Raw genomic sequence first — 23995 nt, 5'->3', positions numbered from 1 at the left:
CTTCAGCGCTTCGTTGTAGGCCGGCCAGTTCTTGGTCTTGTAGCTCGGCGGGATGGGTCTGCTCATGCAGACCAGCTACCACGCTGGATTCGCGAGATGAATCCCTCACCCGGCCTTTGCGCAACAAAGCTGGTTCACAGGCATCGTCTGTGTCGAGGTCCGGGCCTGCCCGAGCCCGCGCTTTCGCTGTCCCCGCGGGCAGGGGCCGGTCATGCCCGCATGCCCGCATGCGCGCCAGCGTGCCGACGGGACCGGCTGCGCTGCGGGGGCTGGGGCAGCCGGACCGTGCGGGGCGCTGTCCGGCCCCCGCAGCGGAGGCGGTCCCGTCGGCCGCAAGGGCGCGGGGCACATCCGCGGAGACCGCCTGGCGCCGCGCGCAGCGCCCCGTCGCGGGGTCCGGAAGGTGACTGCCTGATGATCGCCTTGCCGCGGTCTTCTCCCGCCGGTCCGGCGTTCCCGCGGGCTGCGGGACGGCGAACGGCTGCCCTGGCGCGGCGGCCTGCAGGACCCGGGCATGGCCCCGGCGCGCAGCTCCGGCCGGAAAGCTCCCGGCGGGCGCTGCGCCGCGCCCCGCCCGGCTGGCAGCCGCGGGGCCGTCCCGGCTGCGGCCGGGCCCGCTCCGGCAATCCGGGTGCTGGTCCGTGTGGTCGCGCATGCTATGTGTGCCTCCGGGTCCGGCTTCGTCCTGCCGGGCGCGAGGACCATGGAAAGGCAGTTTCTTGAAACAGGTGACGATCAAAGCGCCGGGCGGGCTCGGCAATCTGGCGGCAGTCGAGGCGGCGGAGCCGGCCGCACCGGGCGCGGGCGAAATCACGGTGCGCATCCATGCCAGCTCGCTGAACTACCATGACTACCGCGTCTGCGCGGTCGAGGGGGCCCTGCCGGACGGGCGCATCCCCATGGCCGACGGCGCCGGCGTGGTCGAGGCCGTGGGCGACGGGGTCGGAGAGTTCTCGCCCGGCGACAGCGTCGTCTCCTGCTTCTTCCCGGACTGGCAGACGGGCGATGACCGGCCCTGCGATTTCTCGACGACGCCCGGCGACGGCCGCGACGGCTATGCCCGCGAGCGGGTCACGCGCCCGGCCACGTGGTTCACGCACGCGCCGGAGGGCTGGTCCCATGAAGAGGCCGCGACCATCACCACGGCCGGGCTGACGGCCTGGCGCGCGCTGGTCGTCAATGGCGGGCTGAAGGCCGGGGACACGGTGGCCGTGCTGGGAACCGGCGGCGTGTCCATCTACGCGCTGCAACTGGCCAAGGCGATGGGCGCCACGGTGATCGCCACGTCTTCCTCTGACGCGAAGCTCGGGCGGCTGCGCGAGCTCGGCGCCGATCATGTCATCAACTATCGCAGCACGCCCGGCTGGGGCGAGGAGATGCAGCGCCTGACCGGCGGCCGCGGGGTCGACATCATCGTCGAAGTCGGAGGGCCGGAAACGCTGGCGCAATCCATCGCGGCCGGCCGTCCCGGCGCGCATATCGCCCTGATCGGCGTTCTCACGGGGCGCTCCGGAGAGATTCCCACGGCGCTTCTGATGGCCCGGCAGCAGCGGCTCGAGGGGGTGATCGTCGGCTCCCGGCAGCACCAGCTCGATTTCGTCAGGGCGCTTGATGCGCTGAAGCTGCGCCCGGTGATCGACCGTACCTTCCAGCTCGGCGAGCTCGCGGAGGCGTTCCGGCATCAGGAGAGCGGCGCGCATTTCGGCAAGATCTGCGTGACGGTGTAGCCTGCCAAGTCATGCGCGCGCAGGAAGGCCTGGGAGCGCGGTGACTTGCGCGCATGTCCGCACCGCGCCTGACGGCATCCGTCTCCGGCGCGGGCCCGGAGCCCGATGAAGGCGGGGCTGGCAAGGGCGCCCGGTCCGCATCGCGGCAGCCTGTTGCGAAAGGTCTATCTGGGGGCGGGCGTCTTCCTCGTGGTGGTGGTCACGCCTGCCGCGCGTGCGGTCGTCCGGTTCCGCCGCAACGCCCCGGCCGGGTCCCGGGCGGCGCGCAGATCGGCGCGGTTCGCGCATGGTCGGCGACGGACGCGGCGCATGCCCGGACTGCGGCGCGCGCGCCCGGCTGTTCCGTCGGGCAGGGGGCCAGCATTCCGCGGCGTCTTTCCGCAGAGACCGCCGCCAGGGCCGTGCTGCGTGGGCGAAGCGACGTCCTCATGCCGACCCGGCGGCTTGGCCGGACCGATCCTGTCCGCGGCGCCGGCCATGCTCCATCCGGAGCCTCCGGGGCGCCGAGGCGGGATCGCCATTGCGCAACAGCGCCCACCGGCCGGTCATGAATGACGTGCCCCGCGGCGCATCCGGCGGCGCAGTCCGGGTGGCGCGGCGGCGGATCCTGCGGGCAAAAGCGCGGCGGGGGCCCGGTCCGGAAGGCTCAGGCCAGCCTGAGACCCGAGTCCGGATCGAAGAGATGCACTGCCGAGGGCGCGGCGGAGAAGCGGAGGTCTCCGCCGTCCGGCCCGTTGCCGTGGATGCCCGGAAGGCTCGCCGTGAAGGGGACGCCGCCGTCATGCGCCAGCTGCCCGTGCAGCAGCGTGTTGGCGCCGAGCGGCTCCGACAGGGCGACGCGCAGCCGCAGAGGTCCGGAGGGATCGGGAATGACATGCTCGGGCCGCAATCCCATCTTCACCTTGCCGGGCGGCAAGTCGGCGGAACAGATCGCGGTATCTCCCAGCATGACCTGCCCGTCGCGCAGCTCGGCATCGAGCACGTTCATCGACGGGCTGCCGATGAACTGCGCCGCGAACAGGGTGCGAGGCCGCTCGTAGACCTCGAGCGGCGTCCCGATCTGCTCGGCGATGCCGGCATTCATCACGATCATCCGGTCGGCCATGGTCATCGCCTCGACCTGGTCATGCGTGACATAGAGCGCGGTGACGCCCAGCTTTGCCTGCACCTGCCGGATCTCGAGCCGCATCTGCACCCGCAGCTTGGCATCCAGGTTCGACAGCGGCTCGTCGAAGAGGAAGACGGCGGGCTCGCGCACGATGGCGCGGCCCATGGCCACGCGCTGGCGCTGTCCGCCCGAAAGCTGGCGCGGCTTGCGCTCGAGCAGGGTCTCGAGCTGCAGCAGCTTCGCCGCCTCCTCGACCTTGCGGCGGATGGCGTCCTTCTTCAGCCCGGCGATCTTCAGCCCGTAGCCCATGTTCTGCGCGACGCTCATATGCGGGTAGAGCGCGTAGTTCTGGAAGACCATGGCGATGTCGCGGTCCATCGGTTCCCTGTCATTGGCGCGCTCGCCGCCGATCAGGATATCGCCGCCGCTGACGGTCTCCAGCCCGGCCACCATGCGCAGCAGGGTGGACTTGCCGCAGCCCGAGGGGCCGACGATCACGATGAACTCGCCGTCCGCGATCTCGGCATCGATGCCGTGGATCACCTCGGCGGTGCCGAAGCTCTTCTTCACGTTCCGGAGGGTGACGGTCGCCATTCTGCTATTTCTCGCTGTCTACCAGGCCGCGGACGAAGAGCCTCTGCATCGAGACGACGACGATCACGGGCGGGATCATGGCAAGGATCGAGGTCGCCATGATCGTCGGCCAGTGGGCGAAGTCGTCGCCGCTGGGGAACATCTGCTTGATGCCCATCACGATGGTGTTCATTCCGGGATCGGTGGTGATCAGAAGCGGCCAGAGATACTGGTTCCAGCCGTAGATGAAGAGGATCACGAACAGCGCCGCGATATTGGTCCGGCTCATCGGCAGCACGATGTCACGGAAGAAGCGCATCGGTCCCGCGCCGTCGACCCGCGCCGCCTCGGCCAGCTCGTCCGGTATGGTCAGGAAGAACTGCCGGAATAGAAAGGTCGCGGTGGCCGAGGCGATCAGCGGCAGGATCAGGCCGGAATAGGAGTTCAGCATCCCGAAGCCCGCCACGACCTCGTAGGTGGGCACGATGCGCACCTCGACGGGCAGCATCAGGGTGAGGAAGATCAGCCAGAAGAACAGGCTGCGCGCCGGGAAGCGGAAATAGACGATGGCAAAGGCCGACAGCAGCGAGATGGCGATCTTGCCCGCCGCGATGCCGATGGCCATGACCAGGCTGTTGAGCAGCATCGTCGCCACAGGCACGTTGATGCCCGAGACCAGCGCATTGCGGTAGTTCTCGGCGAACTGGTCGCCGGGCCAGAGCGGCATCGGCGGCCGGATGATCTCGGCCTGGGTCACCGTCGAGGCGACGAAGGCCAGCCAGATCGGGAAGAAGATCACGAGAACCCCCGCGATCATCGCCACATGCGTCAGCCACAGGCCCGCGCCGCGCTTCTCGACCATGCCGTGAACGTTGCGCGCCATCAGTAGTGCACCCGCTTTTCCAGGAACTTGAACTGCAGCACGGTGAGCGCGCCGACGACCAGCAGCAGGATGACCGACTGCGCCGAGGACGAGCCGAGATCCTGCCCGACGAAGCCGTCGGAAAAGACCTTGTAGACGAGGATCGTCGTGGCCTGCTGCGGCCCGCCGCCGGTGATGGTGTGGATGACGCCGAAGGTCTCGAAGAAGGAATAGACCACGTTCACGACCAGGAGGAAGAAGGTGGTGGGCGACAGCAGCGGCAGGACGATCGTGAAGAAGCGCCGCCAGAACCGCGCCCCGTCGATCGCCGCCGCCTCGATGACGGATTTCGGCACCGCCTGCAGCGCCGCGAAGAAGAACAGGAAGTTGTAGCTGATCCGCCCCCAGGAGGAGGCGATCACGACGAGCCCCATGGCCTCGCCCTGGTTGAGCACGTGGTTCCAGTCATAGCCGAGCTGGCCGAGATACCACGAGACCACGCCGACGCGGGTGTTGAACATGAAGAGCCACAGCACCCCGGCCACCGCCGGGGCGACCGCATAGGGCCAGATCAGCAGCGTCCGGTAGGTCCCCGCGCCCTTGACCAGCCGGTCCGCCATGACGGCGAGGAACAGCGCCGGCACCATGGAGCAGAGCGTCACCAGGCCGGAGAATACCGCGGTGGTGGCGAAGGCGGCCCGGTAGTAGGGATCGCCGAGCAGGTAGGTGAAGTTCTCCAGCCCGACGAACTGGCTGGACAGGCCGAACGGGTCGGGGATGAACAGCGACTGCCAGACGGCCTGGCCGGCCGGGTAGAAGAAGAACACTGCCGAGATGGCCGCCTGCGGGGCGATCAGCAGCAGGGGCAGGGCCCAGCCCTTGAATGTGACTCTCTTGTCCATGTGGTCCTTCGCCGTCGGAACCTCGGGGCGCGCCGGAGGGCGGATCCCCCGGGCCGCCGCGCGGGCCTGCCGCGCGCCGTCTTGGCCGGAAAGGGACGCGCGCCGGATCCCGGGCGCGCGTCCGGATGCTCAGCGGGCGGTGCGCTCGAAGCGGCGCAGGAGCTGGTCGCCGCGCTCCTTTGCGCTGTCGAGTGCCTCCTGGGCGGTCTTGTCCCCGGCCCAGACAGCTTCGAGCTCCTCGTCGATGATGCCGCGGATCTGGTCGAAGGAGCCCAGGCGTATGCCCTTGGAATTGGCGGTCGGCTCGTTGCGGGTCATCTGCATCACCGCCACGTCGGTCCCGGGGTTCTCGTCGTAGAAGCCGGCGTCGCGCGTTGCCTCGCCCGCGGCGATGGTGATCGGCAGGTAGCCGGTATCCTGGTGCCACTGCGCCTGCACCGGGGTCGAGGAGAGATAGTTCAGGAACTCCGCCACCCCCTCGTATTCCGGCGCCTCGTGGCCCTCCATCACCCACAGCGAGGCCCCGCCGATGATCGTGTTCTGCGGCGCGTTTCCGGCCCCCTCCCAGTAGGGCAGCGGGCGGACGTCGAAATCGAACCCGGCCTCGGCCTTGATCCCGGCATAGCCCGCCGAGCTCTCGGTGAAGAGCGCGCAGTCGCCGGAGCGGAAATTCGCGCCGCCCTCGTTGCGGCGGCCGGTATAGACGAATTTCCCGTCCTTCGCCCACTCACCCATCTTCGCGATATGCGCGACCTGCAGCTCGCCGTTGAGCATCAGCTCGGCATCCGCGCCGGCAAAGCCGTTCTCCTGCGAGGCGAAGGGCACGTCGTGATAGGCGGAGAGGTTCTCCAGATGGATCCAGCTCTGCCAGGCGGTGACCAGCGGGCACTGCTCGCCGGCCGCGGCGAGCTGGTCGAGCACCTCTCCGACCTGGTCCCATGTGGTCAGGTCGGTATCCGGGTCGATGCCGGCGCCTTCCAGGCGGTCGCGGTTGACCCAGAGCACCGGCGTCGAGGAGTTGAAGGGCAGCGACAGCATCCGGCCGTCGGTGGTCGTGTAGTACCCTTTGACCGCGCCAATATAGGCGTCCGGATCGAACTCCGCACCGCTCTCCTCCATCACCTGGTAGACCGGGCGGACCGCGCCCTCGGCGCCCATCATGGTGGCGGTGCCGACCTCGAAGACCATCAGCACATGCGGCTGCTCTCCTGCCCGGAAGGCGGCGATGCCCGCGTTCAGCGTCTCGGAGTAGTTGCCCTTGTAGACCGCCGTGACCGTGTAGTCGTCCTGGGCGGCATTGAACTCTTCGACCTGCGTTGCGACCAGCTCTCCGAGCCGTCCCGTGAAGGCATGCCAGAACTGGATTTCGGTCTGGGCGCTCGCCGCGATCGGGGTCAGCGCCGTGGTTCCCGCGGCAAGGATGCCGAGAGCAAATCTCTTCATGTTTCCTCCCAATGGCGCTACGACTGGCGCTCTTTTAATTGTAATATCAGGGACTTGCCTTTGCGCTGGCGGCGCCCCCGAACGCGCCTAACGTATCTCCGGAAAATGATATGGCAAGTGGGTTCTTGAAATTGCCGCAAGGTCAGGTCGTGTATGCCGGCCGACGATGCGGGTCGCGTGCCACCGGCGGGAGGCGTCCCGAACGCGCCTCCGGAAGCCCGCCGCCGGGCCGTCCGGACGGGGCGTCCGGCCAGTCGCCGCGGGCCGGTTCACAGCACCCGCGCTCCGCCGTCGTCGAGCGCCCGGCGGATCTCCTGCGGCAGCGCGGCTTCGGTGACCAGCGTCAGGCCGGGGCCGAACCGGGTGACCAGATCTGTGTCGGTGCGGCCGATCTTGCTCTGGTCGGCCATCACCACCAGCTCTGCGCATTGTCCCATCATCGCGCGCTTGACCGCGGCGAAGCCCGGCACCGCCTCGGTGATGCCGTTGCGGCTGATCGCCGAGGCGCCGATGAAGGCGCGGCCGACATGGAAGCGGCGCAGGAATTCCACTGTCTCCGAGCCGGTCACGGCCGCTTCGCGGGCGAGGAGATCGCCCGGGCAGAGCCGCACGCTGGCGGCCTCGCTACTGCCGAGGATGATCGCCACGTTCAGGCTGTTGGTCAGCACGGTGACCGGCTGGCCGCCCAGTGACAGGTACCGCGCCAGCTCCTGCGCGGTGGAACCCGCGTCCAGCATGATCGTGTCGCCGGGCTGAACCAGCGCGGCCGCCTGGCGGGCGATCTCGGCGCGCTCCTTCTGCCGGTCGCGGCTGCGCGAATCCACGTCCGGCCGCTGCCCCGGCGCGACTGGGGTGACCCCGCCGAAGGCCTTCGCGACCCGTCCCCCCGCTTCGAGTTCCGCCACGTCGCGCCGGATCGTCTCGGTGGCGACTCCGAAGTCCCGCGCCAGGTCGCTGATCCGCAGATGCGATCTAAGCCGAAGCTCCATCAGAATTCTTTCGTGTCGTTCGGCCTTGCGCAGGCGCTGGGTCGGCTCGGTCATCGGGAATCCTCTGCGCGGAGAGTGCCATAGTCTTGCAACAAATTTATTGCAGTAGCCACAGTTTGATGCTGAAAATGTGGAAAGTGCCACATGTCTCTGAGGAGGGAGAGGTGGCGCGAACGGAGGAGAAATCATGTTCGACAAGACTTTCCGCGGCCTTGCCGCGGCATCTGCCATGGCATTGCTTGCCGGTGCGGCGCAGGCGCAGGACTACCCGCGGGGCGATCTCGATCCGATGTACTGCGATGCCGACGGCGATCTGGTCGCGGACGCGCCCGCCGAAGGGCTGGAGGATCCGGGCACGCTGGTCTTTGCCTACACGCCGGTCGAGGATCCGGCGATCTATGCCGATATCTGGGAACCGTTCATCGCGCATCTCGAGGAGGTGACCGGCAAGACCGTGAAGTTCTTCGCCGTGCAGTCGAATTCGGCCGAGGTCGAAGCGATGCGTTCGGGCCGCCTGCACATTGCCGGGTTCTCGACCGGGCCGACGCCCTTCGCGGTCAATCTGGCCGGCGCGGTGCCATTCGCGATCATGGGATCCGAGGCGGGCGAGTTCGGCTACAAGCTGCAGGTCTACACCCGCAAGGACAGCGGCATCGACACGATGGCGGACCTTGCGGGCAAGCGCATCGCGCATACCTCGCCGACCTCGAATTCCGGCAATCTCGCGCCGAGGGCGCTGTTCCCCAATCTGGGCGTGACGCCGGACGAGGATTACGAGGTGGTCTATTCCGGGTCGCACGACCAGTCGATGCTTGGTGTCGTCGCGGGCGACTACGATGCCGCGCCGGTGGCGTCCGAAGTGGTCGACCGCATGGCCGAGCGCGGCCTCTACGATCCCGAGGAGGTCAAGATTGTCTGGGAGTCGAAACCGTTCCCGACCACCTCCTACACCTATGCGCACAACCTCGACCCGGCGCTGGTCGAGAAGATCAAGCAGGCCTTCTTCGAGTTCGACTTCGCCGGCACGGCGCTTGGCGAGGAGTTCTCCGGCGTGTCGAAATTCGTGCCGGTGACCTACAAGGACGACTGGGCGGTGATCCGCGAGATCCAGGCCGCCAACGGCGTCAGCTACACGCCCGAGGGCCTCGCCGCCGAATGAGCGCTTCCCATCCCGGGCGGGCCCGCGCGGCCCGTCCGCTGCCCTGCGGTACCGGCCAGCGCAACGGAGCAACCGAATGCTGAAGATCACCGATCTCGTCAAACGATACGGCACGGGCGATCCGGTGCTGAAGAACCTCAGCCTGACCATCGAGGGCGAGACCGTCGTCTCGGTGATCGGCTCCTCGGGGGCAGGCAAGAGCACGCTCCTGCGCTGCATCAACAAGCTGGTGGAGCCCAGCTCCGGCAGCATCGAGCTGAACGGCACCGAGCTGACCGGGCTGCGCGGGCGGGCCCTGCGCGAGGCGCGGCGCAAGATCGGCATGGTGTTCCAGGGCTTCAACCTGGTCGACCGGCTGACGGTCATGGAGAATGTCCAGTCCGGGCGGCTCGGCTACATCTCGACCTGGGCGGCGCTGACACGGCGCTACCCGCGCGAGGACATCCGCCGCGCCTACGAGCTGATGGAGCGCGTCGGCATCGCGCACTACGCCGACAAGCGCGCCGACGAGCTGTCGGGCGGCGAGCGCCAGCGCGTCGGCGTCGTGCGCGCGCTGATGCAGCGCCCCGAGATCCTGCTGGCCGACGAACCGACCGCCTCGCTCGATCCCAAGACCTCCGAGCAGATCATGCAGCTTCTGCGCGACCTCGCGGGCGAGCTGAAGCTGCCGGTGCTGATCAACATCCACAATGTCGCCGAGGCCAGGACCTATACCGACCGCATCGTCGGCATGCGCTATGGCCGGATCATCTTCGACAGCGTGCCGGGCGACCTGACCGACGAGGCGATGGAGGAGATCTATGCCGGCATCCCGTCGCGCGACCGCGCCGGCGGGGCGGCGGCGCCGCTTGCGATGAAGGCGGCGACATGAGCGCGCCTGCAGATCCCGCAATCCCGCGCGACCGCTGGAGCAAGCCGCGCATGATCCGCAACCCGGTGCTCAGATGGACCCTCTGGCTGGCCGTCGCCGCCTATGTCATCGGCACCGTCGCGACGCTGCCGGTCAACTGGCCGCGCGTGTCCGAGGGCCTCAGCCGCGCCGCGCAGATCTTCGGCGGGGCCTTCCCGCCCAGCTTCGAGCGCAGCTCGCTGCTGATTGACGGCTTCCTCGAGAGCCTGAAGATCGCCATCCTGGCGACGGTCGGCGGGGTGCTGCTGTCCATTCCCATCGCCTTCATGGCCGCGCGCAACATCGCGCCGCTGCCGGTCTTCTATCTCGGCCGCGCGCTGATCATCGTGGCGCGCAGCTTCCATCCGGTGATCGTGGCGATCCTCTTCGTCAAGGCGGTGGGCTTCGGGCCGCTCGCCGGGGTGCTGACGCTGATCGTCTATTCGGTCGGCTTCGTCGCCAAGATGCTGGCCGAGCGCATCGAGGAGATCGACTTCGGCCAGGTCGAGGCGCTGCGGGCTGCCGGGGCGCCGACTCTGTCGGTGCTGCTCTACGCGATCTTCCCGCAGATCCTGCCGCGCCAGATCGGCCTGTCGATCTACCAGCTCGACAGCAACCTGCGCGCCTCCGCGATGATCGGCATCGTCGGGGCAGGGGGGATCGGCGCGACGCTGGCCAATGCCTTCGGCCGCTACGACTACGACTTCGCCCTCGCCATCACCATCATCATCGTGGGCGCGATCCTCGTCAGCGAGGCGATCAGCGGACAGATCAGGAAGCGGATATGAGCGATCAAAGCACAATGCCGGGCGCGCCGCTGCGCGAGGCCTTCCCCGAGGAGTGGCACCGCTTCACGCCGCGCCAGCGCATGGCGCGCTATCTCGGCCTTCTCTTCGCCGCCCTCGCGGTCGGCTGGTCGATCACCTCGATCGACGTCATCTGGGAATGGGTCTGGGATGCCCCGGCGCAGATGGGCGATCTGTTCGGCCGCATGGTGCCGCCGGACGCGACCAACCTGGCCACCATCCTCAAGGTGCTCTGGGAAACGGTGAACATCGCCACCATTGCGACGCTCTTCGCGGTGCTGGTGTCGCTGCCGGTGGCGTGGATGGCGGCGCAGAACACGACGCCGAACCGCGCCACGCTGTGGCTGGGCCGGATCATCCTCGTGTCGTCCCGGTCGATCAACACGATCATCTGGGCGCTGCTCTTCGTGGCGATCTTCGGCCCCGGCATCGTGGCGGGCATCGCCGCGATCATGCTGCGCTCGGTGGGCTTCGTCGGCAAGCTGCTCGGCGAGGCGATCGAGGAAATCGACACCCGCCCGGTCGAGGCGCTGGAGGCGACCGGCGCGTCGCGTGCCAAGGTGATCCTCTATGCGATCGTGCCGCAGGTGATGCCGACCTTCTGGGCGGTGGCGATCCTGCGCTGGGACATCAACCTGCGGGAATCCACCGTGCTGGGGCTGGTCGGCGCGGGCGGGATCGGCATCATCCTGCAATCGGCGATCGACACGTTCAAATGGCAGGAGGCGGCGACGGTGCTGCTGTGCATCCTGGGCCTCGTCCTGCTTGGCGAGATCATCTCGGCCTGGCTGCGGCGGCGCATCCTCTGATGCGGCCGACAGGCGATCTGCCGGCGACGGCGCGGCCTGAAGGCGGGGGTGGTCGCGATGCGGCCTGGGCCTTCGCCGCCTACCGGGCCGTCCGGCAGCGCCTGCCGCCCGCCCGCCGGCGCGGCGCCGCGCTCCAGGTCGGCAGCCTTTCGGAGGCGGCGCGGGATGCCGATCTGGTGCTGCTGGATGCCTACGGGGTGCTGAATGTCGGAGAGACGCCGATCCCGGGCGCGGCCGAACGTGTCGCCGCCCTGCGGGCCGCGGGAAAGCAGGTCGCAGTGGTGTCGAATTCGGCGGGCTATCCGAAGCGCCACATGATGGCGCGCTGGCAGCGGCTTGGCTTCGACTTCGCGGAAGACGAGGTGACGTCGAGCCGCGAGGCGCTTCTGGCGCGGCTGCGCGGCGATGCACGGCACTGGGGCATCATGCTCGTCGCGGAATACGGCACCGAGGATCTCGGCGATCTGCGGGTCAGCTTCCTCGGCGACGATCCGCGGACCTATGCGGAGGTCGACGGCTTCCTGCTGATCGGCGCCTCGCCCTGGAACGAGGCGCGCCAGGCCCTGCTGGTCCGCGCCGTCGCCGCGCAGCCGCGGCCGGTCTTCTGCGGCAATCCCGATCTGGTTGCCCCGCGCGAGGACGGGCTGTCGCTGGAGCCGGGCTACTGGGCGCACCGGCTTGCGGACGCCACCGGGATCGCGCCGGTCTTCTGCGGCAAGCCGTTCCCGGAGATCTTGGATCTGGCGCGCAGCCGCGCGGGACCGGCGACTCCGCCCGGGCGGGTGCTGATGGTCGGCGACACGCTGCATACCGACATCCTCGGAGCGCAGGCCCGGGGGTTCCGCACTGCGCTGGTGACGGGGCATGGCGCGATGAAGGCGCTCAGCTGCGACCAGGCCTTCCGCCAGGCAGAGCTCCGGCCGGATTACGTGATGTCCGCGATCTGAACCGGGCGCGCGGCATCCGGGGCCGGTCCGGCCTCCGCCCCTGCCGCGCCGGAGCATCCCGGCCGGTTGTTCGGCGGCTGCGCAGGGCCTCGGCGGTCCGGGCGACGTCAGCATGGAGATCGCAGGTCCGCCCCCGCTTGCCCATGCCAAAGGGCATCGCGGGATCGGAAGGGAGTCCCTCGCCGTCGCCGTCGGCATCCGGTGCGATCCCGCACGGTACCCGCCGAAGGGTGCTGCGATCGGCGCGTGCGATCGCCGTACTGCTGCTCTGGCGGCGTGCGCCGCCCCCGGCGGATGCGCGCATTCGCCTGCCGGTCCAAGGATCGTGGCGCAGCCGTGACGACATAAATCCGGTAGCGCTTTCTTCCCTTCCCGCAAATGGATCGCGCCATCGACCGTGGGATCAGGCAACCTGGCTGGATGGAGCGGCGGACCGGTTCAGCGGGGCTGCCGACCTCCGCTCGCTGCCGTCTTCCAACGGGCGGCCGCGGTCCGGATACAAGTGCCGGTCCCGAACAGCGTCACGGGCCCTGGCATCCCGTCACGGTGGCGCTGGGACAAGTGCGCCCCGGGGGAACGGGAACTTCGGACGCCAGCAGATATGCGCAACAGCGGCGATTCCCATCCCGTAGAAGATCCTTCTCCTTTCGCAACGGTCATTGGCAACGGAATTGAGCCTGTCGATCCCGAAGGAGATTTTCGACTGCCCTTAACATGGCCTCGAAATGCGCCGCCCTCTCACCGGAAAGCGTCGTCCAATCCCGGCTACCGAAAGCGGCCATTGCCAGGTAGAGGGCATCTCTCCTCGGCTGGATGGCAGTAGACAACAGCGATCCGCCGGTCCTTCCCGCCATGACGGGCACGCCAGCCCGGCAGCGCTTCCCCGATCCGGGAGCCGATCGCCGGATCGGCGGCGATGCTTTCGACGCGTTCTCGCGCCTCTGCCAGCCGCGACCGGGCCGCGGAAACATTTCCGCTGGCCTCCGCACCATGCCGCGCGAGGGCTGCAAGATCGCGCTCGAACAGCGGATGGGCATATCTTCACCGTTGGGCGGTCCCTGTGCCGTCGGGATCGCTCCGCAGCCCCTCGAGGGCCTCCTCTGCACCGGCAAAGAGTGCGTCGAGGCTTCCCACCGGCACCCACTGGTCCAGCGGCGTCGCGAGACGGCGGCGCAGCTCGGCCTCGAACAGGGCCTGGTCGCGGTCCCGCAACGTCTTGGCCCGGGCGAGCTCGCCTGACACTGCCGCACTCACGTTGGGGTCGTCGCCGCGCTCGACCAGTGCCTTCGCATAGGCAAAGGCAGCGTCGGTGAAGCTGACGGACTGCTTGCGGACTGCCATTGCGGCCTCCCTGCATCGGTGCTCCATGGTAGCACCATTGCGACGGGCCGTGGACAAGGCGGGCGGAAGATCCGAAGTGGCTGAGTATCGCCTGGGGTCGTTGCGAGCACAGGTCAGCATGGTTCCCTCTCGTGCCCATGCCCGTCGTGGCGAGCCGAAGCGACAGGAGTTCTCTCCCGCTTTCCTGCCGGTCGCCGGGACAGCCCTGTCCGGCGGTTCAGCGCAGTTCAAGCCACGCGGAGAGTCCAGGTGCCCTGCGTCTCGACGGCCTCATCCGTCGGGCAGATGTCGGACGGGCCGGGCATCTCGAATGCGCTACGGCCCCGGAAAAAGACGGTCCGCGCTCTGGCTGCCGGTTGCCTCGCGGACCTCGCGGCCTGGCCACCGGAGCCTTGCTGCCTGCCAGGGCAGCACCGCCCGGCGGCACGTATACTGTGGAGGGCGGGATAGGCGATCGCCCGGCCGGTAGATGAAGATTCTTCCGGCAGGCGCCGCAAGCCTCGGCACTCGATCAGCACGTGGTTCTGACCCGTGTCCAGGTCGCGCACGGCGCGCAGCGGGAGCCGCGGGGATGCGCCGTCAAAGACCAATGGCAGCATTTTCCCGCCCTCCCTTCGAAGCATGCCAATCCAGAGATGCGCCGTTCGGCTTCCTTGGGCAACGCGTCTCCGGCAGAGGGCCATCCGCAAGCCGGTCCGGCAAAGGGCGGCACAAGCCCGCTCAGATGCCGAAAGGATATGTTTCCTCTTCTCCGGCGACGGTGCGCATGGATGTCGGCGTGATCGCGCTTGTCCGGTCGAACCAGACAAAGGCATCGTACTGGTCCGGAAGGGTGGCGTGCGAATAGTGGCTCCAGCGTTCCGTCTCGGGACGGTAGATCACGCCGATATATCGCTCCAGCCGCGGGTCCGCGAGCGCATGGCGCGTCTCCGGATCAAGCCCCGGGCCGAGATCGAGAAGGAAGCGCGGCAGCCCTGCGGCATGGCAGAGCGCTTCGTAGCTGTCTGGCCGCGACGGCCGGACCTGCTTGACCTCCATCGGGGCATCCCATTCGCTGGCGGCGGCGACCGTCCCGGCATGCGTCCCGAAGCCGATCAGGACCGCCTGGCGTCCGTAGGTCTCGCGGCACAGCTGGCCGATGTTCAGCTCGTCCCGTTCTGCGCCCATGCCGGTAGCCCGGGCATCGCCGATATGGGAGTTATGCGCCCAGACGACGGCTTTGGCGTCGGCTCCCCCGCGGTCGAGGATGCGCTGCAGCGTCTCGAACATGTGCCGGTCCCGCAGGTTCCAGGACTCGCGGGCCCCATAGTACATGACGCGGTAGTAGCGTTCGGCGCTCGCCACGAGCCGGGCGTTCTGTGTCGCGTCGAAAAAGTCGTCACCGTCCCGGGACGCATAGCGCAGTTCCCGTTTCATCAGGTCCAGCAGGGTTCGCGCAACAGGCGCCTCGCACAGCGCGTATCCGCGGCTGAGCGACGCCCGGCCATAGGCCGCCGGTTCCCGCGACCAGGGAGCAAAGCAGCTGTAGCGGTCTCTTGCCTCCGCCGCAGCGGCAGGATCGACACGGTCCAGATAGCCGAGAACCTCGGCTATCGAGGAGGTCATGCTGTAGAGGTCGAGCCCGTAGACCCGCACTTGCGCCCCCTCGGCGCAGCCGTCGTTGTGGCGCCGCAAGGTGGCGACGAAGCCGTCCATGTCGCTGTTTCTCCACATCCAGGCCGGGAAGCGGGAAAAAGGAGCGATGCGGTCCTCTCGCGCGGGCAGGCGGCGGATGAAGCGGTCGATCGAGGCGGCGTCGGGCCAGTCGGCCTCGAGCGCCACATGGGCGAAGCCATGGCGTTCGACCAGCCGCCGCGTGATCGCCGCGCGGGCACGGTAGAACTCGGACGTCCCGTGAGAGGCCTCGCCCAGCAGCACGACCCGGGCCTTGCCGTACCTGTCGAAACATGCGGCAAAGTTCGGATCTTCCGGCAAGGGCAGAGGCTCGGCCACCCTGCGGAGCGCGGCAGCCACGTCAGCCGGCAGACGCGGCCCCGCCTCGGCCCGAGCGGGGGAGGGCGGCTTCTTCAGGTGTTGCGCGAACCATTCGCAGGCCATTTCCGCCATGGTCTCCAGGGTGCCGGGTTCCTCGAAGAGGTGCGTCGCTCCAGGCACCACTTTCATCAGCTTTTCGCAGCTCAGGGCGTTCAGGGCCCGGCGGTTCAGCGCGATCACCTCATGGTCTTCGCCGCCGACGATCAGCAGCGTCGGGGCGGTGACCTGGCCAAGGCCGGACCCGGCCAGATCGGGCCGCCCGCCCCGCGAGACGACGGCAGCGATACGGTCGCCCAGCTCGGCCGCCGCCATCAGCGCCGCACCTGCGCCCGTGCTGGCCCCGAACAGGGCGGTCGGCAGATCGCTGACATCGGGCTCGCTGCCCGCATAGAGTACCGCCTCGAGTATGCGCTCGGACAAGCGCGGAATGTTGAAGACATTCGCCCGGTCGCGGGCCTCCTGAGGCGTCAGAAGATCGAAAAGAAGTGTCGCGAACCCTCGGGCGTTGAGCTCGCCGGCGACGGCCTGGTTGCGCGGACTCAGCCTGCTAGAGCCGCTTCCATGGGCAAAGATCACCAGCCCGCGCGGATCGGGCGGCACCGCAAGCTCGCCCGCGAGCCCCAGGGGCGGTACCGAGACCATGCGCCGGTCTGGCGCAGTGCCGAGCCAGCCCTGTTGCAGAAGACTGACGGTCTCCTCGTCGGTAAGTTGATGGAAATCGTCGTAGAATTCGCCCACGCCATGAAAGACCGGTGCCGGATTCAGGCACACCACGTGATCGGCGATCTTGCGGAATTCCGGCAGCAGGTCGGCCGGAGCGACCGGCACCGCGATGCAGACCCGCTTGGCGCCCTGGCGCCGGATCGAGATCAGGGCGGCTTTCATGGTCGCACCGGTCGCCAGCCCGTCATCGACCACGATCGCGGTCCGCCCTTTCGGCGACACCTGTGCGCGGTCCCCGAGATAGCGTTTCCGGCGGCGCTCCAGCTCGGCGATTTCCCGGTGGCGGGCGTGTTCAAGATAGGCGGTATCGGCCCGCGAGGCCTTGAGGACCGCTTCATTGATCACGATCTGGGGAGAGGTTCCGTCGACGACGGCTCCGAGCGCCACCTCCGGTGCGCCAGGAGCGCCTATTTTCCGCACCAGGATCAGGTCGAGCGGCGCGTGCAGCGCCCGAGCGACCTCCAACGCAACCGGCACGCCGCCCCGTGGCAGGGCATAGACCACAGGTTCCACCAGTCCCATCCCGGAAAGCGTCGCGCCCAAGCGCCGCCCGGCGTCGGCGCGATCGGCAAATCTTGCGTCCTCTTGGGTCATGCCAGCCACTCCCTGATGCGTGGGCCATGCGCAGGATGGCATGCGGCCGGAAGCGCGGCATTGACGAATCTCATTCCCGGCGGGCTGTCGCGGGACCTTGGCAGGGCGGCCGCCTGCGCAGGGGCCGGTACGGCAGGCGGAAGGCGCTGCAGGCGAGCGGCTGGAGGCTCGTGCTGACGGCAGGGACCGGAGCGGCCTTCGGGGGGCGCGGACGAGCAAGGGGACCATGAGTACCGCCTGCAGGATCAGTGGGCAGGGCACGATTGCGGCTCATGGCAGCGGATCGCGGACATGGGATCCATGGCCCGTGACGCCGTCCGGGGCACGGGCGTCGATCATGTTCCAGAGCGCAGGCGCCGGGACTGGCGCGGAGACTGCGCGCGCGTTCCAGCCGAAGCAGGTGCAGCGCCAGCCTGACGGAGGCAAATGGCCTCGGCGTGATCGTGCCGGCCGACAGCGCGGCGCGCCGCCACTCCTTCATGCACGCGCATCAAGGGCTGTTCTGGCCACCTGCCGCAGCGGGACAGTCGTTCTCCGCGAGACCGCGCGAGGCGGAGCACTGCCGCTCGGCGGAGATGACGGCTCACTTCGACAGCAGGACCGGCAGCGGGGATGCAGCCAGCAGATCGCGGGTCACCGCGCCGACCACGTAGTCGTAGATCTGGGAATGCCCGAATGCGCCTGCCACGAGCAGGTCGGCGCCACTCTCCTGCGCGGCAAGCACGAGTTCTTCGGACCGGCTCGCCGCGCCGGAACTGTCGCGATCGGAAAGTGTCACCACGTAGCCCAGCCGGTGCAAGGCGGCCGCAAAATCGCTTCTTCCATCGGCTGCCATCTTCGGGCCGGGGCCATGCGCGGCCACGGAAACGATCTGGATCTCCGCCCCGGGGCGAAGCAGGGCAAGCGAGTCATGGGCGGCACGCGTTGCCTCCCGCGTGTCGCTCCAGCCGATCAAGGCGCTTTGCGCGGGCCCCTCGATCGCCGAGTCCGGCCCGAGCACGAGCACCGGCCGCCCCAGGTTGCGGATGATCCTCTCGGTGACGGTCCGGTCGTCCGGCGTCCGATGCGGCGACCCGTTCGTCCCGACGACCACCAAGTCGGCACCGCGCGACGCAGACAGCAGGAACCGTTCGGCCCCGAAGAGATCGGAATGCCGCCGGAACTCGGAGAGCAGGCCGCAGGCCGCGACCCGCTCTTCGTAGATCGCGCGGATCTTGTCGGACTCCTCCTCCTCCCACTGCCTGACCGTGGCATAGACCGCTGCATTGCTGCCGAATTCGTCGAAGAAGACCACAGGAGCATAGGCGTGCAGAACGGTGAGATGTGCACCGAACCCCTGTGCAAGCGCGCATGTCCGGGCGATCAGCCAGGGCGCTTCAGCGGCATCGAAGGCGATGAGGGAAATGGTCCTGATGGTCATGATGACGGCCTTTTTTTCCTGACCCGGGCCTTTGCGGGCCCGGAGCTGCCTGCAATTTGGCGCTGCATCGGCAGTGCCGTCATTGACGGGCATCATCAGGCCGGGAGGCGGCCGCCTTCCGTCCGGAGCGGGCGCGTTCCCGACATCTGCGACAAGCGCTCTTGGCGGCAGCGGTTCCCGCGGAGGACCTCGCCATGGCGCCCGATATCGTCACGCAGATCGTCATCGCCCGCCACGTCCGGCGGAGCCCGGGGCCATGCATCATGGCGCGTGGCGGAGTTCCGGTCGGTGCCGGTGAAACAGACAGGCTTCGTGCCCGGGCGGAACGTCACCGGCAAGCTGCGCAGCCATGGCGCCGTCAGGCGCGCAGCCGCGCCCAGTCCCCTCTGCCGGCCGCTCGCTGGCCGAGCCGGATGCGCGGGCCTTCCGGCGGTGGGCGGCGATCGGAGGTCTCCGGTCTCGGGCCGAACAGGAATGCAGTCCCGTCCGGGATCGCGCCTGACGACGTGACCGCTGCCGTGGACAGTCCCCGGAATTCGACGATCGGCACACTTGAGTCCGTGTCGGCAGCTGCCATTGGCTCGTTGCATGCTCCATGTTGAACGAGGGTCTTGCCGCGCAAATGCGCCAGGAGAGTCACGGCGCCAATCCAGCATGATAGCTGGCGGGCATGAGCAGATCTGCGAAACCCGGGTAGAGGACCGCCAACTGGGAAAGCTGCAATCAGGCACTTGGGCAGCGAGGATCGCCGACCGTCAGGATCGATCCGCCGATGGAGCGGGCCGCGGCCGCGTCCGGGGGATCACGTCCCCGACGAACGCCATCGAGGCGCGCCTTGCCCTCGCAGTTCTCCTCGGGCCCGCCATTCCGGCAAGCCTCCGGTTTCGCAGGGGGCCTGCCGGAATTGTCCGGACTTGGCTGGGCCGTGCCGGATTTCGGCACTCTTTCCGGGCGGCAGAGAACCGTGGACGTCACCATCCCGCATCGCGGCGCCAAGGGCCCGCTTCGCCTGCTCATCGGCAATGAGGCATCGACTGCCATCGGTCCGAGGACGATGACGGATGGCAACGCGGCCGAGGGCGAAGGGGAAAGGCACTGCCGCAGGCACGGCATCACGAAACGGCGCGTTCGCGGTTCCGCCCGGACCGGCGGCGCGGTTCGTTCACGGCGAAAGATCCACCTCGGGACCGACGAGGAGCGAGGAGGATCAGGAAGCCGTCCGGGGCTCGGTTTCCCTGGCGAGCGTGGAGATCCAGGCGGTGGAGGTTGCCTCCGGCAATGTCCGCGACGGGCCGATGCTGACGGCCCTGCCGGAGCAGACCGGTCCGGACCACGGGATCGTCACCGTCACCGCCGAGGTGCCAGCGGATGCGCCACCGGTTCGAGCAGCGCTGGCGATGCCTATGATACGCGCGCCTGCAACGACGCAATCGCGACTTCCGGTGCCGCCGCGGTTCGTCGGGCAAAGGGTCCCCGGACCTTTTGCCGGCCCTCCCCGCCTCAACTCCGCCGCAGCGCAGGGCCATGGAAACCGGACACCGCCGGAGCCCGGGGCTTGGAACGAGACCTCGCGGGCATCGAAGCGCCTGGGCCGGGCGCTGCGGAGGAGCCGGAGCGGGCACCACCGCCGGAACCGGGCCGAGACGAAGGCAACCTGCGTGAAGCTGCTTGGCCAGCGGCTGATGGCGGCGCGATGCCTCGCCTTCGTCCGCCGGGTTGCCGAGCTCCGGATCCGCGCGGCCGTTCCCGGCCGCGTCACGGCACTCGGCATTCCGGTCACGATAGCCGCAGGATAGGCGTGTCCGGGGAAAGGGATGCCCTGGCCGTCAGCCGAGTTGCGTAGCAAGGCCCTGAACGTGGCTTGGTGAAGGTGTCGCGGTCCATTCCGGGCGAGGCGCCCGGAGCGAACAGGCCCGCCCGGGACACTCTGCCCGCAGGGTCGCGATCGCGGACGAGATCATCAAACTGGCCGCCGCCGTGCCGCAGCGGCAACGGACCGCGAGCGAAGGATGCGGGGCCGGGCATGCCGAAGGGCCGCCCGAGGCCGCGCCCCCGAAGGCGACCGCCGCCGGGGACCGGGGCTCCGCGGGGCACCCTGCGTTGTCAGTGGTCAATGCGGGCGATGGCCGGGAGGATAAGGTACCCGGTGGCGACCCCGAACGCGGGAGGGAAAACGACATGGCTCGCGAAAGTCACTCACGGGCAGGACGTCCGGAAGGACCGACTGCGTGGCCGTATTCCGACATCGCCAGAAACAGGCACAGCTCCGTCGCCCGGTTCTGGACCAGCGGGCTTGAACGGCTGATCCGGATGCAGCAGGACTATCTCGCGTTCGTCAGCAGGCGTCTGGAACGTGACTACGAGCTTGCCGCCGAACTGGCGGAGCTGCGCCTGCCAATCGTCGCGCCGTCGCTTCTGAACGAATTCTGCGAGACTGCGCGGAGCGACTATGCCGAAGAGGTCCGGCGGCTTGCCGGCATGTACATGGATAACGTCGGCGAGACCCCCTCGGACCTCCGCCAGGAGATCGCGAAAACGCTGCAGGCCGCGGAGGGCGGGCCCCCTGCGGCTCCGGCGGCGGCAGGGACAGAGGGCCGTTGAGCCCCGGATGGGCTTCCCGATTGCCATGTGCCGGGTTGCCCGGCCTTGCTCCGCCGGGGGGCTGGGGGACCCGGTCCGGCCCCGGAAGCTGGCCGGCGAGACCCGCAGGGCTGCACGGCGCGCGGGCCCTTGTCCGCAGGCACGGGTCCCGGATGCGATCATCGCGCCATCTAGGGAGCGTGACTTCAGGTTTGATAGACATAGGTGCCGGGCGCCGGAACCAGGGGATGGCCGTCCCGCTCCGGATCGCCCACCGGCGGCGGCGGAATGCGTCCCGAGCTGCGTGCCGCGAGCCAGTCGCGCCATTCTGTCCACCAGGAGCCGGCAATCGGCGCGCGGGAGTCCAGCCAGGCATCGGGGGAGACATATCTCTGTCCGGCAGTGCGGCGGCCGATCCTGTAGTGCCGGTTCGGATGGCCCGGTTCGCTCAGGACGCCGCTATTGTGACCGCCGCTGGCCAGGACGAAAGTGAAGTCATTGTCGGTGAAGAGGCTGGCCTTGTAGACCGAGCGCCAGGGAGCGATGTGATCGCTTTCGGTTCCCAGGACGAAGAGCGGCGCCGCAATATCCTTGAGCGCGACGACCTGTCCTTCGACAGCGAAGCGCCCGGCGGTCAGGCGGTTTTCGAGGAAGAGGCCGCGAAGGTATTCGCTGTGCATGCGCGCTGGCAATCTCGTGGTGTCCGACGACCACACGCCCAGGTCGGTCGGCTGTTCCTCGCGGCCGAGGAGATAGCGTCGCACCGCCCGGGTGAAGATCAGGTCCTCGGCCCGGATGACCGCGAAGGCCTGGGCCATCTGGGGGCGGTCGAGATAGCCCTGCGCCCACATCATGTCCTCCAGCAGCGCCACTTGGCTTTCGTCGACGAAGAGGAGCAGCTCGCCGGCCTCCGCGAAATCGACCTGCGCCGCCATGAGCGTGATGCTGGCCAGGCGGTCGTCGCCGTCCCGCGCCATTGCCGCGGCCCCAATGGCGAGGATCGTGCCGCCGAGGCAATAGCCGTTCGCGTGGATCCTGCGGCCGGGCAGGATGCGGCTGATCACGTCGATGGCCGCCATCACGCCATTCCTGCGGTAGTCATCCAGCGACAGCTCGGCCTCGCGTGCCGTGGGATTGCGCCAGGAGATCGTGAAGACGGTGAAGCCCTGCGCGGCAAAATGGCGGATCAGCGAGTTTTCCGGGGACAGGTCGAGCACGTAGTACTTCATGATCCAGGCGGGCACGAAGAGAAGCGGCTCGGCGAAGACTTCCGCGGTCTGGGGGCAGTACTGGATCAGCTCGAACAGCTCGTTCCGGAAGACGACTTCGCCAGGTGTACAGGCCAGGTCCTCGCCGATGCGGTAGCCCATAGGCGGAGGGCGGCGTTCCTGCGTGATCGCGTGCGTGAAATCATCTATGAAATGCAGTGCGCCTTCGACGAGATTGCGGCCGCCGGCTTCGCGGGTCGCTTCCATGATTTCGGGGTTCATCACCGGGAAATTCGAAGGCGCGAACAGATCCAGTGCCTGGCGCAGCATGAATTCCACCCGGTCTGCATCCTGGGGACGGAGCCCGCGGAAATCGCGCGAAGCGTGGCGGCACCAGTCCTGCATCGCCAGGAAGCCCTGCTGCCAGAAGACGAAGGGGGCCGTGTCCCAGCCGGGATGGTCGAACCGGTGATCATGCGGGCCATGCGCGAAGGGCGGTTCGGGGTCCTGCCCGGCGGCAACCCTGACAGCATGGCGCAGCAGGAGCGCCCAGTTCCGCACCGCGCGTTCCGCAAGGTCGGCCTGGCGGCCCGGGGCGCGCCCGGTATGGACCAGCCAGTCGACCCAGGACTGGCTGTAGGAATAGGGCGAGATCCCTGCTGTTGCGCGGGCCAGCGCGGCGCGCGCGTAGCGGTCCAGAAGGTCGTGATAGCGCGGCTCCGCCCTGGCATCGGCGCGTCTTGCCGTTTCTGCAATGCGCCGGTCATCGCGCTGACCGCGGGAAGGCGCGTCGGCTGGGGTCTTCCGGCTGTCCTTCATCCTCCACCTCCTGTGCGGCAGCCCGTCCTGCCGCCTTTGGCGCCCGCCACCGCCCTGGCAGCACGGACCGCGGGTCAATCGCAGGCCTCGGCCTGCGGCGAGTGCCAAGGGCGGGCGGACGGGACCTTCCAGCCTTGCCGCCCGCGTTGATGCCTGCGTTCAGCGTCCGGGGCAGGGGCCTCGGACCCGGAAGATGCGGCGGACAGTATCGCCCGATCCCCGGAGCGGGCACGCAGGCCGGTTACGAGTACCGCGCTTGCCGTTGGCGCGGCGCCTCCGTCGCGAGCAGGGGCGTCTCTGCGCTGAGCGGCACGAATTTGTCGTTGTGAGGGCTCTTTGCCAGGGTCCGGAGCTTCGCGAGGTCCGTGATCTCGATCTGGTACGGCATCAGGATGTCGATGGCGCCTTTCCCGGCCAGGGCATGCAGGGAACGGCAGAGGGTCTCGGCTGTCATGTCCAGAAGCGCGGCGAGATCACGCCGCTTCAGCGGAATGTCGACGATCGGCCGATCCGGGGCCGCATCTTCGGGCACCTGTTCCAGAAGCCAGTGGGCAACCCTCTGCCGTGTATTCCTGCCGCGGCTGTTGGCGACCGCGCATTGCAGCTCTTCCATCTGGTGCAGCATCGTCTTGACATAGGCCTCGAAATGCTCGGGATGCGCGCGCAGGAAATCGTCCCAGGTGCTACGCGGCATCCAGCAGATCTCGGCACGGGTGGCGGCCTCCCAGGCAAAGGAGGACTGCATGCTGCAGGGCATGCCGACAAGCTGGCTCTGGCGCAGGATCTGCAGCATGTGCTCTTCGCCGTCCTCCGTGAACATGACGATTTTCACCAGCCCCTTGGCAATGACCCCGACTTTCCCGCTAGGCTCGCCTTGGCGCACGATCTCGGCGTCTCTTTCGTATCCGGCGCAGAAGCACTGCCCGGAGAATTCCGCGAGGGCCTCCGCGTCCAAGGCGCCGCAGAAGCCGTTGGTGCGCGCGGAGCAATTTTGGCAGCTCTTGCCTCGGCAGCGCTGTGCAAAGATATTATTCGACATGATCTGGCCCCTCCTCCAGATGT

Annotated in this window: 17 protein-coding genes and 1 pseudogene; 8 read left to right on the top strand and 10 right to left on the bottom strand. The window is 68.5% G+C overall.

The features are described 5' to 3' along the window. Window positions 1–728 precede the first annotated feature (728 nt). On the top strand, window positions 729–1727 hold the full coding sequence (locus FGX59_RS29460) for an NAD(P)-dependent alcohol dehydrogenase (protein WP_240722794.1): 999 nt from the start codon (window positions 729–731) through the stop codon (window positions 1725–1727). 646 nt (window positions 1728–2373) lie between these two features. Here the strand turns inward: FGX59_RS29460 and ugpC are convergent. From ugpC to FGX59_RS29435, 5 genes are all read right to left on the bottom strand, one after another. Further along, complete coding sequence (gene ugpC, locus FGX59_RS29455; protein ID WP_138471109.1) at window positions 2374–3429, bottom strand: sn-glycerol-3-phosphate ABC transporter ATP-binding protein UgpC; 1056 nt, start codon at window positions 3427–3429, stop codon at window positions 2374–2376. A gap of 4 nt (window positions 3430–3433) precedes the next feature. After that, complete coding sequence (gene ugpE, locus FGX59_RS29450; RefSeq protein WP_138471117.1) at window positions 3434–4270, bottom strand: sn-glycerol-3-phosphate ABC transporter permease UgpE; 837 nt, start codon at window positions 4268–4270, stop codon at window positions 3434–3436. A 20-nt stretch (window positions 4271–4290) separates the two neighbouring features. Beyond that, the gene (gene ugpA / locus FGX59_RS29445; RefSeq protein WP_138471107.1) at window positions 4291–5172 is read right to left on the bottom strand and encodes a sn-glycerol-3-phosphate ABC transporter permease UgpA; all 882 of its coding nucleotides are present in this window, start codon (window positions 5170–5172) and stop codon (window positions 4291–4293) included. Between the two features lie 129 nt (window positions 5173–5301). After that, window positions 5302–6615, bottom strand: a complete 1314-nt coding sequence (gene ugpB, locus FGX59_RS29440; RefSeq protein ID WP_138471105.1) for a sn-glycerol-3-phosphate ABC transporter substrate-binding protein UgpB — start codon at window positions 6613–6615, stop codon at window positions 5302–5304. A gap of 269 nt (window positions 6616–6884) precedes the next feature. Next, entirely contained in the window at window positions 6885–7658 is a 774-nt protein-coding gene (locus FGX59_RS29435; RefSeq protein WP_138471103.1) for a DeoR/GlpR family DNA-binding transcription regulator, read from the bottom strand. 133 nt (window positions 7659–7791) lie between these two features. On the opposite strand from FGX59_RS29435, the gene phnD reads away from it, so the two are divergent. The 5 genes from phnD (at window position 7792) to FGX59_RS29410 (ending at window position 12214) form a co-directional block, all read left to right on the top strand. After that, the gene (phnD, locus tag FGX59_RS29430; RefSeq protein WP_138471100.1) at window positions 7792–8763 is read left to right on the top strand and encodes a phosphate/phosphite/phosphonate ABC transporter substrate-binding protein; all 972 of its coding nucleotides are present in this window, start codon (window positions 7792–7794) and stop codon (window positions 8761–8763) included. A gap of 76 nt (window positions 8764–8839) precedes the next feature. Next, a complete protein-coding gene (gene phnC, locus FGX59_RS29425; RefSeq protein ID WP_138471099.1) occupies window positions 8840–9634 on the top strand; it encodes a phosphonate ABC transporter ATP-binding protein in 795 nt (264 codons plus the stop codon). Beyond that, the gene (phnE, locus tag FGX59_RS29420) at window positions 9631–10440 is read left to right on the top strand and encodes a phosphonate ABC transporter, permease protein PhnE (RefSeq protein WP_138471096.1); all 810 of its coding nucleotides are present in this window, start codon (window positions 9631–9633) and stop codon (window positions 10438–10440) included. The genes phnC and phnE (FGX59_RS29420) overlap by 4 nt, the downstream gene beginning before the upstream one ends. Then, window positions 10437–11267 (top strand): phosphonate ABC transporter, permease protein PhnE, encoded by an 831-nt coding sequence (gene phnE / locus FGX59_RS29415; RefSeq protein WP_240722793.1) that lies wholly within the window; start codon window positions 10437–10439, stop codon window positions 11265–11267. The genes phnE (FGX59_RS29420) and phnE (FGX59_RS29415) overlap by 4 nt, the downstream gene beginning before the upstream one ends. Continuing rightward, window positions 11267–12214 carry an HAD-IIA family hydrolase gene (locus FGX59_RS29410; RefSeq protein WP_138471094.1) on the top strand — a complete coding sequence of 316 codons (948 nt, stop codon included), beginning with the start codon at window positions 11267–11269 and terminating at the stop codon, window positions 12212–12214. Before phnE (FGX59_RS29415) ends, FGX59_RS29410 begins: the two co-directional genes overlap by 1 nt. A 1041-nt stretch (window positions 12215–13255) precedes the next feature. On the opposite strand, the gene FGX59_RS29400 is transcribed toward FGX59_RS29410, so the two are convergent. The 3 genes from FGX59_RS29400 to FGX59_RS29390 all read right to left on the bottom strand — a co-directional run bounded on the left by FGX59_RS29400 (window position 13256) and on the right by FGX59_RS29390 (window position 18326). After that, window positions 13256–13555 (bottom strand): hypothetical protein, encoded by a 300-nt coding sequence (locus tag FGX59_RS29400; protein ID WP_240722792.1) that lies wholly within the window; start codon window positions 13553–13555, stop codon window positions 13256–13258. 720 nt (window positions 13556–14275) lie between these two features. Beyond that, window positions 14276–16906, bottom strand: a complete 2631-nt coding sequence (locus FGX59_RS29395) for an erythromycin esterase family protein (protein ID WP_138471092.1) — start codon at window positions 16904–16906, stop codon at window positions 14276–14278. A gap of 583 nt (window positions 16907–17489) precedes the next feature. Continuing rightward, on the bottom strand, window positions 17490–18326 hold the full coding sequence (locus FGX59_RS29390; RefSeq protein WP_171060881.1) for a universal stress protein: 837 nt from the start codon (window positions 18324–18326) through the stop codon (window positions 17490–17492). Between the two features lie 856 nt (window positions 18327–19182). On the opposite strand from FGX59_RS29390, the pseudogene FGX59_RS29385 reads away from it, so the two are divergent. Together FGX59_RS29385 and FGX59_RS29380 are read left to right on the top strand one after the other, a co-directional pair. Beyond that, window positions 19183–20122 (top strand): annotated as a pseudogene (locus FGX59_RS29385) (transposase); the annotation flags it as partial. Between the two features lie 382 nt (window positions 20123–20504). Then, window positions 20505–20927 (top strand): hypothetical protein, encoded by a 423-nt coding sequence (locus FGX59_RS29380; protein ID WP_138471088.1) that lies wholly within the window; start codon window positions 20505–20507, stop codon window positions 20925–20927. Between the two features lie 185 nt (window positions 20928–21112). Here FGX59_RS29380 and FGX59_RS29375 read toward each other — a convergent pair whose 3' ends face one another. Together FGX59_RS29375 and FGX59_RS29370 are read right to left on the bottom strand one after the other, a co-directional pair. Further along, complete coding sequence (locus tag FGX59_RS29375) at window positions 21113–22933, bottom strand: alpha/beta hydrolase (RefSeq protein ID WP_138471086.1); 1821 nt, start codon at window positions 22931–22933, stop codon at window positions 21113–21115. A gap of 241 nt (window positions 22934–23174) precedes the next feature. After that, window positions 23175–23972 carry a Crp/Fnr family transcriptional regulator gene (locus tag FGX59_RS29370; protein ID WP_138471084.1) on the bottom strand — a complete coding sequence of 266 codons (798 nt, stop codon included), beginning with the start codon at window positions 23970–23972 and terminating at the stop codon, window positions 23175–23177. Window positions 23973–23995: the final 23 nt, after the last annotated feature.

It is taken from the genome of Poseidonocella sp. HB161398, assembly GCF_005870025.1.
Classification (GTDB): Bacteria; Pseudomonadota; Alphaproteobacteria; order Rhodobacterales; family Rhodobacteraceae; genus Mangrovicoccus.
The sequence above is the reverse complement of the archived record's forward strand: the minus strand, read 5'-3'. Positions and strand labels throughout refer to the sequence as shown.